This is a genomic window from Faecalibacterium sp. I2-3-92, from assembly GCF_023347315.1.
Lineage (GTDB): Bacteria > Bacillota > Clostridia > Oscillospirales > Ruminococcaceae > Faecalibacterium > Faecalibacterium duncaniae.
The window spans coordinates 2,078,959-2,094,444 of record NZ_CP094470.1 but is presented as its reverse complement, the minus strand read 5'-3'; the positions used below and the strand labels follow the sequence as shown (position 1 = coordinate 2,094,444).

Annotated in this window: 13 protein-coding genes; 11 read left to right on the top strand and 2 right to left on the bottom strand. The window is 58.0% G+C overall.

Features of this window, described 5'->3' with window-relative positions; translation table 11 throughout:
- The first annotated feature begins 30 nt into the window (after nucleotides 1-30).
- Both MTP42_RS10295 and deoD read left to right on the top strand, forming a co-directional pair.
- Nucleotides 31-1,917, top strand: a complete 1,887-nt coding sequence (locus MTP42_RS10295; protein WP_249257251.1) for a M23 family metallopeptidase — start codon at nucleotides 31-33, stop codon at nucleotides 1,915-1,917.
- A 266-nt stretch (nucleotides 1,918-2,183) separates the two neighbouring features.
- A complete protein-coding gene (gene deoD, locus MTP42_RS10290) occupies nucleotides 2,184-2,903 on the top strand; it encodes a purine-nucleoside phosphorylase (protein WP_035393670.1) in 720 nt (239 codons plus the stop codon).
- 87 nt (nucleotides 2,904-2,990) lie between these two features.
- Here the strand turns inward: deoD and MTP42_RS10285 are convergent, their stop codons facing one another.
- Nucleotides 2,991-3,257: a type II toxin-antitoxin system RelB/DinJ family antitoxin gene (locus tag MTP42_RS10285; RefSeq protein ID WP_098924751.1), complete on the bottom strand. Its 267-nt coding sequence runs from the start codon at nucleotides 3,255-3,257 to the stop codon at nucleotides 2,991-2,993.
- A 147-nt stretch (nucleotides 3,258-3,404) separates the two neighbouring features.
- Here MTP42_RS10285 and MTP42_RS10280 point away from each other — a divergent pair, with 147 nt between their 5' ends.
- The 9 genes from MTP42_RS10280 to MTP42_RS10240 all read left to right on the top strand — a co-directional run bounded on the left by MTP42_RS10280 (nucleotide 3,405) and on the right by MTP42_RS10240 (nucleotide 13,890).
- Nucleotides 3,405-3,848 (top strand): GNAT family N-acetyltransferase, encoded by a 444-nt coding sequence (locus tag MTP42_RS10280; protein WP_249257250.1) that lies wholly within the window; start codon nucleotides 3,405-3,407, stop codon nucleotides 3,846-3,848.
- Between the two features lie 13 nt (nucleotides 3,849-3,861).
- Nucleotides 3,862-4,311, top strand: coding sequence for a cytidine deaminase (locus MTP42_RS10275; protein ID WP_005931014.1), 450 nt, complete (start codon nucleotides 3,862-3,864; stop codon nucleotides 4,309-4,311).
- A 202-nt stretch (nucleotides 4,312-4,513) separates the two neighbouring features.
- Nucleotides 4,514-5,689, top strand: coding sequence for a BMP family lipoprotein (locus tag MTP42_RS10270; protein ID WP_156060709.1), 1,176 nt, complete (start codon nucleotides 4,514-4,516; stop codon nucleotides 5,687-5,689).
- A gap of 261 nt (nucleotides 5,690-5,950) precedes the next feature.
- Nucleotides 5,951-7,459: an ABC transporter ATP-binding protein gene (locus tag MTP42_RS10265; RefSeq protein WP_035393842.1), complete on the top strand. Its 1,509-nt coding sequence runs from the start codon at nucleotides 5,951-5,953 to the stop codon at nucleotides 7,457-7,459.
- 6 nt (nucleotides 7,460-7,465) lie between these two features.
- Nucleotides 7,466-8,635 (top strand): ABC transporter permease, encoded by a 1,170-nt coding sequence (locus MTP42_RS10260; RefSeq protein WP_097773602.1) that lies wholly within the window; start codon nucleotides 7,466-7,468, stop codon nucleotides 8,633-8,635.
- Nucleotide 8,636: 1 nt separating this feature from the next.
- Nucleotides 8,637-9,554, top strand: coding sequence for an ABC transporter permease (locus MTP42_RS10255; RefSeq protein ID WP_097770339.1), 918 nt, complete (start codon nucleotides 8,637-8,639; stop codon nucleotides 9,552-9,554).
- 155 nt (nucleotides 9,555-9,709) lie between these two features.
- Nucleotides 9,710-11,029, top strand: a complete 1,320-nt coding sequence (locus MTP42_RS10250) for a thymidine phosphorylase (protein ID WP_249257249.1) — start codon at nucleotides 9,710-9,712, stop codon at nucleotides 11,027-11,029.
- A gap of 47 nt (nucleotides 11,030-11,076) precedes the next feature.
- Nucleotides 11,077-12,435 (top strand): Trk system potassium transporter TrkA, encoded by a 1,359-nt coding sequence (gene trkA / locus MTP42_RS10245; RefSeq protein ID WP_249257248.1) that lies wholly within the window; start codon nucleotides 11,077-11,079, stop codon nucleotides 12,433-12,435.
- 12 nt (nucleotides 12,436-12,447) lie between these two features.
- On the top strand, nucleotides 12,448-13,890 hold the full coding sequence (locus MTP42_RS10240) for a TrkH family potassium uptake protein (protein ID WP_249257247.1): 1,443 nt from the start codon (nucleotides 12,448-12,450) through the stop codon (nucleotides 13,888-13,890).
- 54 nt (nucleotides 13,891-13,944) lie between these two features.
- Here the strand turns inward: MTP42_RS10240 and MTP42_RS10235 are convergent, their stop codons facing one another.
- On the bottom strand, nucleotides 13,945-15,156 hold the full coding sequence (locus tag MTP42_RS10235) for an MFS transporter (protein ID WP_249257246.1): 1,212 nt from the start codon (nucleotides 15,154-15,156) through the stop codon (nucleotides 13,945-13,947).
- Between the last annotated feature and the right edge of the window lie 330 nt (nucleotides 15,157-15,486).

Here is a 15,486-nt window from a genome sequence, read left to right as displayed (position 1 = left end):
ACCCAAAACGTCAGGAAGGAGCAACCCCTTTTGATCGAAGAAAAAACAAAGGAGCCGCAGAGCCAGGCTCCTGCAGCGCCGGTGAAGGGCAGAGAAAAACTGCGAAGCTTCTGGGCAAAGGTCCAGATCTCCGGCCTGCTGCGGCGGCACCGTTTCCGCCGCAAAACGCAGCGGCACATGAATGATGTGGCCAAAAAGCTGCGGGCCAGTGCCGTGGTGCTGGCAGTTGGCGAGGCACTTTATGTACTGGGCTTTGCGGCAGAGTACATGGTGGTGCGCACAGGGCGCGGCATTGCTGCCGTGGCGCGCAAACTGGCCCGCTGGTGCAGGAATGCCCTGCATACCATCATTGCAACAGCCTTTCCCGGTGCGGCGCAGATTTTCAAGGATCTGCTGGCACCGCTTTACCTGTTCTTCAAGGGCCTCGGCGCTGTGGCGGCCCACGCCAACGACGTGCGCCGGGAGCGGGGCTTTGGTGCTTCCGTAAAAGCGGCCGGGCGCTATTTTGTGGGCGGGCTCAAGCGCAACCTGAGCTTGCTGCCCCGGACAGCAATGTACATCCTGCCCCTGTGTATGCTGGCTGTGTTCGTCACGGTCTGGAACAGGACGATGGCCCAGCCCTATGCGCTGGCTGTGCAGGTGAACGGCCAGACCGTTGGCTATGTGGCCAATGAGGAAGTGTTCAACCTCGCAAAAGAGGATGTGATGCAGCGCATCAACTACGCCGGTTCGGACAAGACCGAGCTGACCATCGAGCCGACCTATACCATCTCTGTGACCCACAAGACCATGGACGAGAGCGAGACGGCAAACGCCATTCTGCAGAGCGCCAGTGACCAGATCAGTGAGGGCACCGCCCTGTATCTGGACGGGGAACTGACGGCAGTCTGCTCCGATGGTGACACCCTGCGCAGCTATCTGGAGAGCCTGCTGGCCCCCTACGAGGATCAGGCAGACGAGAACATCAGCGTGGGCTTTAATAAAAATGTGACGCTGGAAGATGGAGTCTACTTCAACGACAGCTTTGAGGATGACAATTCCATCGAGAATATGCTGACCGGCGTGCAGCAGCAGGAGAAGATCTACACGGTCAGGGCGGGCGATACCCTGTGGGATATTGCCCAGAAGAACGACCTGACCTTCCGGGAGCTGTGTGCCCTGAATCCGAATTTCAAGGGGGCTCCCCTGACCGAGAACTCCAATATCCAGGAGGGCGACCAGCTGATCGTGACCAAGCAGGAGGCTCTGCTGGAAGTCCGCATCACCAAGGTGGAGACGCGGGAGGAGGAGATCCCCTTCGGCACCGAGACCACCCAGTCCAACGAGTACACCAAGGGTACCACCAAGACCCTGCAGGAGGGCCAGAACGGCCTGCGCCGCGTCACCATGCAGAACGTCTACGATACCAATGGCGCGCTGCTGGAGCAGACCATCCTTTCCACCGAGACCATCCGGGAGCCGGTGAACAAAAAGGTGGTCGTTGGCACCAAAAAGGTCACGAAGAACGGTGCGGCGGCATACATCGGCGGCAGCGGTCAGTTCATCTGGCCTGTGCCGGGCTACCGCAACTGCTCGCGCTGGTATGGCAGCGGCCATAAGGGCGTGGATATCTGTGCCTCTGCCGGTACGCCCATCTATGCATCGGCGGGCGGCACCGTGACCAAGGCGGGTTATAACAAGGCCGGTGCCGGTACGGGCTATGGTTATTCTGTGATCATCAGCCACTCCGGCGGCTATACCACGGTCTATGCCCACTGCCTGTCTCTGGCGGTCAGTGCGGGCCAGACCGTGCGGCAGGGCCAGCTCATCGGCTATGTGGGCAGCACGGGCCGCTCTTCCGGCAACCACTGCCACTTCGAGATCCGCCGCAATGGCTCGTACATCGCACCGCAGAGCGTGTTCCCCGGAAAGCGATAAATCAGAACAGGACCTCTCCGTCAATGCTTCGCATTGCCACCTTTCCTAATAGGAGAGGCAAGGGAGCGGAAGCATAAACTTGGCTCCCCTATCAGGCAACAACGACGACCGCCGCCAGTGGCGGATGAAGGGAGGCGTTGTTGGGGCAGCGGCCAGCAGGACACGAGTGCAATACTTTGCACGAAGTGGACGCTGGGAGCCGCAACTCGTATGCTGGCGTGAAGCGCCTGAGAGGTTTATTTTACAAACAAAAAAGGAGAATGATTATGGCAACACCCCACATCAGCGCTGAAAAAGGCGATTTCGCAAAGACCGTCCTGATGCCCGGCGATCCGCTGCGGGCAAAGTTCATCGCGGATACCTTCCTCAAGGATGTCCGCCAGGTCACCGGTGTCCGTGGAATGCTGGGCTTTACCGGCACCTATGAGGGCCGCCCCATCAGTGTGATGGGCAGCGGCATGGGAATGCCCTCCATCGGCATCTACTCCTACGAGCTGTACAAGTTCTACGATGTGGACAACATCATCCGCATCGGCTCTGCCGGCAGCTACACCGACAAGGCCAAGCTGTTTGATGTGGTGCTGGCTGCCGGTGCCGTGAGCGAGAGCAATTATGCCCGGGTCCAGAGCGGCTTTGAGGGGGATCTCACCCTGCCCAGCCAGACCCTGAACGACAAGCTGCGTGCTTCTGCCGCAAAGCAGGGCATCCCCCTGATCGAGGGCAACATCCATTCCTCCGATGTGTTCTATCGCCAGCCCTCCGATGAAAAGCCCACCTACTGGGAAAAGCTGCGGGATGAGCGCGGCTGCCTGTGTGTGGAGATGGAGAGCTTTGCCCTCTTCGCCAACGCTCAGGTTCTGGGCAAGAACGCCGCCTGCCTGCTGACCATCTCCGACAGCTTCGTCTCTCCGGAGATCACCACCGCCGAGCAGCGTCAGACCAGCTTCACCAACATGATGAAGGTCGCACTGGGCGCGGAGTACTAAGTTTATTTTTGAGAGCGAAAGAGGGCTGTTGCCAAAAAGCAACGGCCCTCTTTTTAGGTGTCAGTATAGTGCCCGAAGCAATCTCATTTAATCTACCTCGATCAAATCGTGCTCGGTGAGCTTGGCTTTTCCGGTATCGATGTCGTGGACGATCTGGCGGAGATGATTGATGTTGCTTTCCGAGTAGAACGGGTCGGCGGAAACCTCAAAGGGAATGCGGTGCTCCCGGGAAACTTTTTTGGCGAAAATCGTGAATGCCGTTGTCATAGAAAGTCCCATCTCGGCGCAAACCTCTTCCATGTTGCGTTTCAGGTCTGGGTCCATCCGGAAGTTCACATTGACTGCATTTGCCATTCTAATACACCTCCTTCTTGATTCTATTATATGCGTCTGTAATGAAAAATGCAAGAACTTTCGTTACATAATAAATGAACAACGAGAAATCTCTTGAAGAATTTGAGAACACGCCGTATAATTGAAGTGCAAAAGAGGGGATGAAAGATGAACGACTTTCAATCAAATCAGGATATCTGCCTTGTACCTTATTACCCAGCCTATGAAATTGCCCTTCCGTGGTATCAGGACGCAGAACTGTGCCATCATGTAGATAATCAGAATCGCATTTATGACCTGCCTATCCTGAAAAATATGTACCAGTATCTGGATAGTCATGGTGATTTGTTCTACATTGGATATAAGGGCATTCTGTGCGGAGATGTATGCTTGCAGACAAGCGGAGAAATTTCGATTGTGGTCTGCAAAGAGTATCAGAATCGGCACATTGGGAGAACAGTGATTGGGAAGATTCTTGCACTGGCAAAAGAGAAGAAATATCCGCAATGCTATGCAGAAATTTATTCCTTCAACAAGCAGTCCCGCAAAATGTTTGAAAGTATAGGATTTGTTCAGAAAGACGCAGAAACGTTTGTTTATACTTTAGAATGAAAAGGAGGCCCCTATGACCAATCTGACTTTAGACGAAAAGAAAGCCCTGATCCGGATGGCACTGGAAGCCCGGGAGCAGGCCTATGTGCCTTACTCCGACTTTATGGTGGGCGCTGCCCTGCGGGCCGAAGATGGCCGCATCTTCACCGGCTGCAATGTGGAAAACGCTGCTTTCACCCCCACCAGCTGTGCCGAGCGCACGGCCCTGTTCAAGGCGGTGAGTGAGGGCGTGACCCGCTTCACCGATATTGCCGTGGTGGGCTCCCGCCGCGGTGAGGTGAACAAGCAGATCACCTCACCCTGCGGGGTCTGCCGTCAGGCGCTGTTTGAGTTCGGCGGGCCGGAGCTGAACGTTATCATGGCAAAGACCCCCGATGATTTCATCGAGCGCAGCATGGACGAGCTGCTGCCCTTCGGTTTTGGCCCCTCCAACGTGGCGGGCAACAAAGCCGTGGAAGAGTGAGGCGGGAAGCGGATATTTTGCCAAAATTGGCGAAATAGTACGACTTTTACGCGAATTTTACAAAAAATCTGTAAAGATTTTGTAATCGGAAATGCCTTGCTTTCCTCACATGACCCGGCTATACTTGGGTCAGTAAATGTGCAAGTGTGCGCATTCCCTTTTTAAAGCGCAATTTTTAATGTATAAAAAGGAGAGTTTTCTTATGATGATTTCTCGTCGTAACTTCCTGGCTGTGGCTGGCGCTGCAGCTGCTGCCGCTGCTCTGACCGCCTGCGGTGGTTCTTCCTCTTCCACCAGCACCGCTTCTTCCACTGCTTCCTCTGCAGCTTCTGAGGCTGGCTCCGAGGCTGCCAGCAAGATCACAAAGGTCGCTCTGACCTGCGATACCGGCACGATCGATGACGAGAGCTTCAACCAGGCTTGCTGGAGCGCTGTTTCCAGCTACATGGGCGATGACTGCCAGTACTACATCCCCGAGGCTGACGCTTCCGATGAGGACCGTGAGACCATGATCCGTCAGGCTGTCAACGATGGCGCTGAGGTCATTGTCTGCGTTGGCTACCTGTATGGTGCTTCTCTGGCATGGGCTGCTGAGCAGTACCCCGATGTCAAGTTCGTCGCTATCGATGTCACCCAGGGCGATATCGGCACCGATGAGATCCCCTCCAACTGCTACTGCATCACCTTCAAGGAGGAGCAGGCAGGCTATCTGGCAGGTTACGCCATTGCCAAGGACGGCAAGACCAAGCTGGGCTTCCTGGGCGGCATGGCTGTTCCCGCTGTTATCCGTTACGGCTACGGCTTTGTGCAGGGCGCTGATGCTGCTGCTCAGGAGCTGGGCCAGAACATCGACATCAACTACTTCTACGGCGGCCAGTTCTACGGCGATGCCAACATCACCTCCCGTATGGAGGGCTGGTACTCCAACGGCACTCAGGTCGTCTTTGCCTGCGGCGGCGGCATCTACACCTCCGCTGTTGAGGCTGCCCTGAAGAACAACGGCTACGTCATCGGCGTTGACGTTGACCAGAACTACATCGGCGCAAACGGCGTTGCTGACGGCACCTATGCTTACAACCCGTTCATCACCTCCGCTATGAAGGGTCTGTCTGAGGCTGTTTCTACTTCTCTGTCCGACATCGAGGCAGGCGAGTGGAGCACCATCGCAGCAACCAACGGCAACTTTGGTCTGGAGGACGGCGATTACATTGGCCTGCCCACCGCTGAGGACAGCTGGAACTTCGAGACCTTCACGGTTGAGGAGTACGAGGAGCTGAAGCAGAAGATCGCTTCCGGCGAGATCGTTGTTGACAACAGCTCTGACGACGCTACCAAGCCCACCGTCAGCGAGTTCACCAACGTCACCTACATCCAGTAAAATTTGAACAGTCCGCAAGGGCTGCAGGGAACGACCCTCTCCGTCATTGCCGCCAGGCTTTGACGGAGAGGGTCGTTTTTGTCTCGCGAAAAATCGTGCAGCTTGCACAAAAGTAATACTTATAAGAGTACATCCCGCCAAAAAATCAAAAAGAAGTGTGCAAAACCGCAAAAATACGGTATAATGGTACACAGAATAGTATAGGTGTCGATTTGACACGAAAGGAGAGTGAGCAGATTGGCAGAGGATTTTGTGATCGAGATGCTCCACATTACCAAGGAGTTCCCTGGAATCAAGGCAAACGATGATATCACCCTGCAGCTGCGCAAGGGCGAGGTACATGCCCTGCTGGGCGAAAACGGCGCTGGCAAAAGTACGCTGATGAGCGTGCTGTTCGGCTTGTACCAGCCGGAAGCCGGTAAGATCCTCAAGAACGGCAAGGAGGTCGCTGTCCGCAACCCCAACGATGCAAACGCACTGGGCATCGGCATGGTGCACCAGCACTTCAAGCTGGTGGAATGCTTCAGCGTGCTGGATAACATCATTCTGGGCGTGGAGCCCAATAAGCTGGGCTTTTTGCAGAAGGCTGAGGCCCGCAAGAAGGTCATGGCCCTGAGCGAGAAGTACGGCCTGCGTGTGGACCCCGATGCACTCATCAGTGATATCTCTGTTGGTATGCAGCAGCGTGTTGAGATCCTGAAGATGCTCTACCGCGACAACGAGATCCTGATCTTTGATGAGCCCACCGCTGTTCTGACCCCGCAGGAGATCGACGAGCTGATGGAGATCATGCGCGGGTTCAAGAAGGAAGGCAAATCCATCCTCTTCATCACCCACAAGCTCAACGAGATCATGGCAGTGGCAGACCGCTGCACGGTTCTGCGCAAGGGCAAGTATATGGGCACTGTGGACATCAAGGACACCACCAAGGAAGAGCTTTCCCGCATGATGGTCGGCCGCGATGTTCAGCTGCAGGTGGACAAAAAGCCCGCCGCCCCCGGCGAGGTGGTGCTGGACGTGCAGAACGTTACCATGCACAACGCCCAGCACAAGAAGGATGCCGTCAAGAACGTCTCCTTCCAGGTGCGTGGCGGTGAGATCGTCTGTCTGGCGGGCATCGAGGGCAACGGCCAGACCGAGTTTGTCTACGGCCTGACTGGTCTGGAAAAGTTCAACAGCGGCAAGGTGCTGCTGGACGGCAAGGAGATCACCAACGAGAGCATCCGCCAGCGCTCCAAGGACGGCATGAGCCATATCCCTGAGGACCGCCACAAGCATGGTCTGGTGCTGGATTACAGTCTGGAGAACAATATGGTGCTCCAGCGCTACTGGCAGCCCGAGTTCCAGCACAACGGCTTTATCCGCAGTGAAAAGGTGCGGGAGTATTCCGATAAGCTGATCGCCCAGTATGACGTGCGCAGCGGCCAGGGCAGCGCCACCATCGTGCGCAGCATGTCCGGCGGCAACCAGCAGAAGGCGATCATTGCCCGTGAGATCGACAAAGACCCCAAGCTGCTGGTGGCAGTGCAGCCCACCCGCGGCCTGGATGTCGGTGCCATTGAGTATATCCACAAGCAGATCGTGGATGAGCGCGACAGGGGCAAGGCCGTGCTGCTGGTCAGTCTGGAGCTGGACGAGGTGATGAACCTCTCTGACCGGATCCTTGTGATGTACGAGGGTGAGATCGTGGGTGAGTTTGACCCCAAGACCACCACAGTCCAGGAGCTGGGCCTGTACATGGCCGGTGCCCGCAAGCAGGGAAAGGAGTAAGCAGAAATGAAAAACAAAAAACTTTCCCACAACGGGCTGCAGGGTTCTGTCACCAGCGTGATGGCTGCTCTGCTGTGTATCCTGATCGGTCTGGCTGTGGGCTTCCTCGTGCTGCTGGCCATCAACCCGGCCCACGCATGGGCAGACGGTTTTGTCCGCATCCTCAAGGGCGGCTTCCATGATGCCCCCTATGGTGTCGGCAAGGAGCTGGCCAACGCCGCGCCCCTGATCATGACCGGCCTTTCCGTGGGCTTCGCCTTCAAGACCGGCCTGTTCAACATCGGTGCAGCCGGTCAGTACACGCTGGGCGCTTACGGTGCCCTCTACTGCGCCATCATGCTCAAGCTGCCCTGGTTCGTCTGCCTGCTGGCTGCGGCCATTCTGGGCGGTCTGTGGGGGGCCATCCCCGGTTTCTTCAAGGCCTACTTCAACATCAACGAGGTCATTACCTCCATCATGTTCAACTGGATCGGCCTGTACCTCGTCAATGAGCTGGTCTACCAGAACGGCACCGGCCCCATGTACGATGTGCGCAACACCCGCACCCTGAACCTGGGCAAGAACGCGGATTTCGCCCAGTCCGTTATCCCGGACTTCGGCCTGAACAAGCTGTTCCAGACCAACAGCACCACCATTGCCATCTTCCTGGCCGCTGTGGTTGCCATCCTGATTTGGGTGGTGCTGAACAAGACCACCTTTGGCTATGAGCTGAAGGCGGTCGGCCTGAATAAGAGTGCTGCCCGCTACGCCGGTATCAACGAAAAGAAGAACATCATCCTCTCCATGGCCATTGCCGGTGCGCTGGCAGGCTTTGGCGCGGGCCTGTTCTATCTGTCCAACGTGGGCCAGTGGAACCCCCTGAACTCCACCAGCCTGCCCGCCATGGGCTTCAACGGCATCTCCGTTGCCCTGCTGGCAAGCTCCAACCCCATTGGCACCATCTTCTCGGCCCTGTTCATCTCCCACATCTCGGTGGGCGGCACCTTCCTTTCCACCAAGTATTATCCCACGGAGATCGCCGACCTGATCAGCGGCATCATCATCTACCTGTGTGCATTCTCCATGCTGTTCCGCGGCAAGATCCAGAAGCTGCTGTTCAAGAATGCGGACAAGACCAATGTGAACGCAGAGCCTGCCCCGGCGGAAAAGGCCAACGCGAAGAAGGAGGGCAAGTAAGATGCTGCTTTTGATCAAATATACCCTGCTGTATGGCATCGTCCTGATGCTGGTGGCACTGGGCGGTATGTTCAGTGAGCACTCCGGCATCATCAACATCGCGCTGGAAGGCATCATGGTCATCGGCGGTGTGGCGGGTGTTCTGACCCTGACCATGCTTCCGGCCGACATGTCGCCGTTCCTGGTGGTGCTGATCTCGGTCCTGGTGGCTGCGTTGGCCGGTATCGTGTACAGCCTGCTTCTGGCCTTTGCTTCCATCAACCTGAAAGCGGACCAGACCATCGGCGGCACGGCCCTGAACCTGCTGGCCACCGCCATTGCCGTGGTCATTGCCAAGTATTTCAGCGACAGCGGCAGCGCCAAGCTGAACTATTCCAACAAGCCGTTCCTGTTCAGCATCGGCGGCCTGGAGCTGAGCATCTTTGTGCCGTTGGGCATCGTGCTGCTCGTCATCAGCTATGTGGTGCTGTACAAGACCCGCTTCGGTCTGCGCCTGCGCGCCTGCGGCGAACATCCTCAGGCAGCCGATTCTGTGGGCATCAACGTCTACAAGATGCGCTATGCGGGTGTGCTGCTTTCCGGTGCGCTGGGCGCTATCGGCGGTCTGGCCTATATCGTGCCCCCGGTGCAGACCTGGAACTTTGAGGTCGGCGTGGCCGGTGCAGGCTTCCTTGCACTGGCTGTTATGATCTTTGGTCAGTGGAAGCCTTTCAACATCTGTGCCGCCGCCATGTTCTTTGCCGTGTTCAAGAGCCTGGCAAACATTGCGGACTCCACCTTCCTGGCGCAGCTCCACTGGTCCAGCAACATCTATAACATGATGCCGTTCATCGCATCCATGATCATTCTGGCCTTTACCTCCAAAAACAGCATGGCCCCCAAGGCTGAGGGTATCCCTTACGACAAGGGTTCCCGCTGAGCGAGGTTTGTTCCAAGGGCGCAGCTGCTTTTCCGGGCAGCTGCGCCCTTGGTGTTCAAAACCCGACAAAGGAGATGGAATGTGGATTGCCTTTGTCAAAAAGTCTGTTATAATGGAATTTATTGAAAGTCATACTGTCAGACAGGAGAATTGCGATGCGTATTTATGATCTGATCGCGAAAAAGCGCGATGGCGGTACCCACACCCGGGAAGAGCTGGAAGCCATTGTCAACGGCTTTGTCAGTGGGGAAGTGGCCGATTACCAGATGGCTGCCTGGATGATGGCGGTCTACCTGCGCGGCATGACCAACGAAGAAACAGCCGAGCTGACGGACGTGATGGCCCACAGCGGCGTGATGGTCGATCTTTCCCCCATCCCCGGCATCAAGGTGGATAAGCACTCCACCGGCGGCGTGGGCGATAAGACCACCCTTGTGATTGCCCCTGTGGTGGCGGCCTGCGGTGTAAAGATCGCCAAGATGAGCGGCCGCGGCCTGGGCCATACCGGCGGCACCATTGATAAAATGGAGAGTGTGCCCGGCACCAGAACTGCCCTTTCGCAGGAGGAGTTCTTTGCCCAGGTGAACAAAATCGGGCTGTCGGTCATTGGCCAGAGCGAGGGCATTGCCGTGGCGGATAAGAAGATGTACGCCCTGCGGGATGTGACCGCCACGGTCAGCTGCATCCCGCTGATCGCCTCTTCCATCATGTCCAAGAAGCTGGCCTCCGGCTCTGATGCCATCCTGCTGGATGTGACCACCGGCACCGGTGCCTTTATGAAGACCGTGGACCAGAGCATTGATCTGGCTGAGCTGATGGTCGCCATCGGCACCCACCATGGCCGCCGGGTGGCCGCCATGATCACGGATATGGACACCCCGCTGGGCCGCAACATCGGCAACAGCCTTGAGGTCATGGAGAGCATGGACGTGCTCAAGGGCAAGGGCCCTGCCGACCTGACCGAGGTCTGCCTGCAGCTGGCCGCCAATATGCTGGTGCTGGCAGGCAAGGGTACCCCGGCGGAGTGCCGTGCCATGGCACAGGCTGTGATCGCGGACGGCTCTGCCTTTGCCAAGTGCAAGGAGATGTTTGCGGCCCAGGGCGGCGACACCCGTGTGCTGGACGATTACAGCCTGTTTGAGCAGCCCGCAGCCAGCTTTGAGCTGCGGGCCGAGCAGGATGGCTACATCGTGGCCAACGATGCCGAGAAGATCGGCTCTGCCAGTGTGCTGCTGGGCGCTGGCCGCCAGAAGAAGGGAGACCCGCTGGACTTTGCGGCCGGCATCACCCTGCATAAAAAGCGCGGCGACTATGTGCACAAGGGCGAAAGCCTGGCCACCTTCTACGGTGCGGCAGATAAGTTTGAAGCCGCTGCTGCGGAGTACCGCAGCGGTCTGGTCTATGGTGCGGAAAAGCCCGAGGAGGCCCCGCTGGTCTACGCCCTGGTCACCAAGGACGGCGTGGAGCGCTACTGAGAAAGCATCCTTCCCGCAAGGCGGGAGGGACGGAAAGGACATTTTCTATGAAGATCATTCTGGTGGGCTGCGGCAAGGTCGGCACAGCGCTGGCACGTCAGCTCAGCGAGGAAGGCCACAATGTCACGGTCATCGATACCAACAAGGCCCGTGTGGAGCATATCAGCGAATCCTATGACGTGATGGGCATTACCGGCAACGGCTCCTCCATCGCAACGCTGTCCGAGGCGGGGATCGAGGAGGCGGACGTGTTCATTGCAGTCACCGGCTCGGACGAGCTGAACCTGCTCTGCTGCATGTTCGCCAAAAAGGCGGGCCATTGCCACGCCATTGCCCGTGTGCGCAACCCCTCCTACAGCCATGAGCTGGACTTCATCAAAAAGCAGATCGGCATTTCGGCCATCATCAACCCGGAGATGGCGGCGGCGCGGGAGATCTCCCACCTGCTGCGCTTCCCCGGTGCCAGCAAGATCGATACCTTTGCGGAAGGCCGGGTGCGGCTGATCAAGTTCACCCTGACCGAGGCACAGGCACTGGACGGCGTGGCCATCCGGGAGATCCCCACCCGGCTCAAGAGCGATATCCTGGTCTGCGCCGTGGAGCGCGACGGCGGGGTCATCATCCCCAACGGTAATTTTGTGCTCCGGACCGGCGATCAGGTCACCTTTCTTGCAACGCAGGAAAAGGCCCACGCGTTCTTCCAGCGCATCCATCTGGCCGTGCGCCCGGTGCGCAATGCCCTCATCGTGGGCGGCGGTGCCATTGCCTTCTATCTGAGCCAGGAGCTGCTGGAAAACCATGTCCGGGTGCGGATCGTGGAGCGGGACCCCGCCCGCTGCGATGTGCTGGCCCAGGCCCTGCCCGAAGCACAGATCCTGTGTGAGGACGGCTCCAACCGCGAGTTCCTGCTCTCCGAGGGCCTGACCTCCACCGAGGCCTTTGTGGCCCTGACCAACATCGACGAGGAAAATGTTCTGCTGACCCTGTTTGCCAAGAAGCATTCCAACGGCAAGCTGGTCACCAAGATCAACCGCCTGGAATTTGATGATATCCTGGCCGGGCTTGATCTGGGCAGCATCGTCTACCCCAAGTACATGACCTGCGATTACATCGTGCAGTATGTGCGCGCTTTGCAGAACGAGGCAGGCAGCAACATCAAGACCCTGTACCGCATTCTGGACGACCGCGTGGAGGCATTGGAATTTACGGTCCATGAGAAGAGCCGCGCCACCGGTGTGCCCCTGAGCCAGCTCCACCTGAAAAAGAACCTGCTGCTCTGCTGCATCACCCGCGGCAATGAGATCAAGATCCCGCGCGGCGGCGATGAGATCCAGGTGGGCGACAATGTCATCGTAGTCACGCTGGAGCACGGCCTGCATGACCTGCGGGACATCGTGGAAGATTAACGGAGGCGCGGCATGAATTATGCGATCGTTCTGCGGCTGCTGAGCTACATCCTCTATTGCGAAGCCGCGCTGCTCCTGCTGCCTGCTATGGCCAGCCTGATCTACGGCGAGTGGATGGTGCTGGGCGTGTTCCTGCTCACGGCAGCGCTTTCTGCGGTGGCGGGCGCTCTGCTCCACCGCATCAAGCCCAAGAGCCAGATCTTCTATATGCGGGAGGGCTTTGCCACCACGGCGCTCTGCTGGCTGCTCATCAGTGTGGTGGGCGCGGTGCCCTTTGTGCTCACGGGCAGCATCCCCAACCCGGTGGATGCCATGTTTGAGACCGTTTCCGGCTTCACCACCACCGGTGCCAGCATCCTGCCCGCCGTGGAGGACCTGCCCAGGGGCATCCTGTTCTGGCGCAGCTTCACCCACTGGATCGGCGGCATGGGCGTTCTGGTGTTCCTGCTCTCCCTGCTGCCCCTGACCGGCGGCTCCCATGTCAACCTGATGAAAGCCGAAAGCCCCGGCCCCCAGGTGGATAAGCTGGTGCCCAAGGTGCAGTCCACGGCAAAGATCCTCTATGGCATTTATTTTGGCCTGACTGTCATCGAGTTCTTGTTCCTGTTGTTCGGCGGGATGCCGGTGTTTGAATCTCTGCTGACCTCCTTTGGTACAGCGGGCACCGGCGGCTTCGGCTTCCGCAATGACAGTTTTGCCAGCATGTCGCCCTATGTCCAGTGGGTCGTGACCATCTTTATGATCCTGTTTGGCGTGAACTTCAACGCCTATTTCCTGCTGCTGATGCGCCGATTCCGCCGCGCTGCCGCCAGCGAGGAGGTGCGCGCCTACTTTGTGATCATCGGTGTGGCTGTGGTCATCATCACGGCCAACATTTACAGCATGTACAACGGCTTGGGCGAGGCCCTGCGCCACGCCGCCTTCCAGGTGGGCTCCATCATTACCACCACAGGTTTTTCCAGCTGTGATTTTGACCTGTGGCCCACCCTCTCCAAGGAGATCCTTGTTATGCTGATGTTTGTGGGTGCCTGCGCAGGCAGCACCGGCGGCGGCATGAAGGTCAGCCGCCTCCTGCTGATGGGCAAGACTGTGGGCAAGGAGCTCAAGCAGGCCCTTCACCCGCAGGTGGTGGCCCCGGTCCGGATGGACGGCAAGGTGGTCAACCATGAGACCATCCGCGCCACCAATGTCTATGTGGCCGCCTACATCTTCATCTTTGCGGCATCCTTCTTCCTCATCAGTCTGGATGGCTTTGACATGGTGACCAACTTCACCGCCATTGCCGCCACGTTGAACAACATCGGCCCGGGCCTTGCCCAGGTGGGCCCCATGATGAACTTTGGCAGCTACTCCAACCCCGCCAAGCTGGTTATGATCTTTGACATGCTGGCGGGCCGTCTGGAGATCTTCCCCATGCTGGTGTTCTTTATGCCGGACACCTGGCGGCGGTTCTGAGCAAAATAACAAAGCGGATGCGCTCCCACCGGAACGCATCCGCTTTTTGCTGTATCAGGATTCCTGCGGCTTTTTCCCCAAGAGCGCCACGCCGCTCAGCACGATGACCCCGCCCAGCAGGGCAAGGCCTGCACCGGCCTGCCCGAAAGCATCGCCGACAGCACCCACCAGAGGACTTGCGGGGATCATCAGCAGGCTGTAGGCCATGCCGTCCACGCTGATGAGGGTGGCCCGCTGGTCACTGGGGATGGCATCGTTCAGCTTCTGGCTCTCGTGGAGCAGATAGACCTCCAGCACACCCTGCACCAGCATCATGCCCAGGATGCCGCCCCAGGCGGGCGCAGTACCCACCAGCAGAGTGCCCACACCGCAGAGCAGGGCACAGGCTGTGTAGAGCCGCCGCATGGAGCGGCATCTCACCCGGCGGCCGATCTCGGTACCCGCCACGCAGGCCAGACCGCCCAGCAGCAGGGGAAGGAAGAGCAGCTCCGTGGGCCAGCCCAGCTCAACGAGCCGCTGCTGCAAAAACATTTTGGTCAGGTAGCTGGGCACGCTGATGAGGGCGCTGGATGCGATAAGCTTCACCGCCATTGGGCAGGTGCGCAGGACATGCAGACTGTCCCGCACCAGCTGGCGGAACTGTTCGGGCAGAGCGTGCAGCGGGTGCTTTTCCCGGCTGGCCTGCGACTCAGTGACGATGGGCTCCGCAAGTAGCATATTGGCAAGGGCAGAAGCACCCTCAAAGGCGGCGTTCAGCAGATAAAAGCCCGCGTAGCCGAGAAACCGGTTCAGGATGCTGGCCATGGAGCCTATGGCGTTGGCCAGCATGGAGATCTGGGAGCCGTTGGCAGAGACCTGAATGTATTCCTCTTCGCAGCCCTCCTGTTTCAGGCTGTCGTAGAGCAGCGCCGTGGAGGTGCCGGAAAACATGGTCATAGCCAGCGCGTTCAGCCCCATGGCAAGGCAGATGGTGAACAGGTCTGACGCAAAGGCCATCAGCAGGCTTTGCAGGACCATGCACACGCCGCCGGACACGAGGGTCTTTTTCCGGCCCAGCAGGTCTGCCGCCATGCCGCTGGGCACTTCACACAGCAGGCTGACAACATGGAACACGCTCTCGGCCAGGCCGATCTCCCACAGGGAGAAGCCTCGGGCCGCCAGCAGCGCCACCCATACTGCATCCGTGATGCGCAGGCCGGAGAAGAGATCAGCAGTGTAAATGCAGACAAGCTGCTTTTTCAAATTGAGTTTACGTTTATGGTTCATGGGGAACACCCTTTCTATTTGTCGTTGTGAAATTTCAAAATAGAAAGTGTACCCTTGCTAACGAAAGTTTGCTGTGACCAAACCCCTCCGTCAATGCTGACGCATTGCCACCTCCCCTAATAGTGGAGGCCTTGGCAATCCGTGCAGAATTTCCGGTTTCGCCAGAGGCTCCCCTACTAGGGGAGCTGACGAGCGAAGCGAGTCTGAGGGGTTCAGGCAAAACAAAAGCACCCCACAGCAAAGCTGCGCGGCGCTGAAAATCATGCTCCACGTCTTGCTGAAAGAGACAAAAGGGTACACTTCGAGCCGGAACGTATTAAATCTGACCTT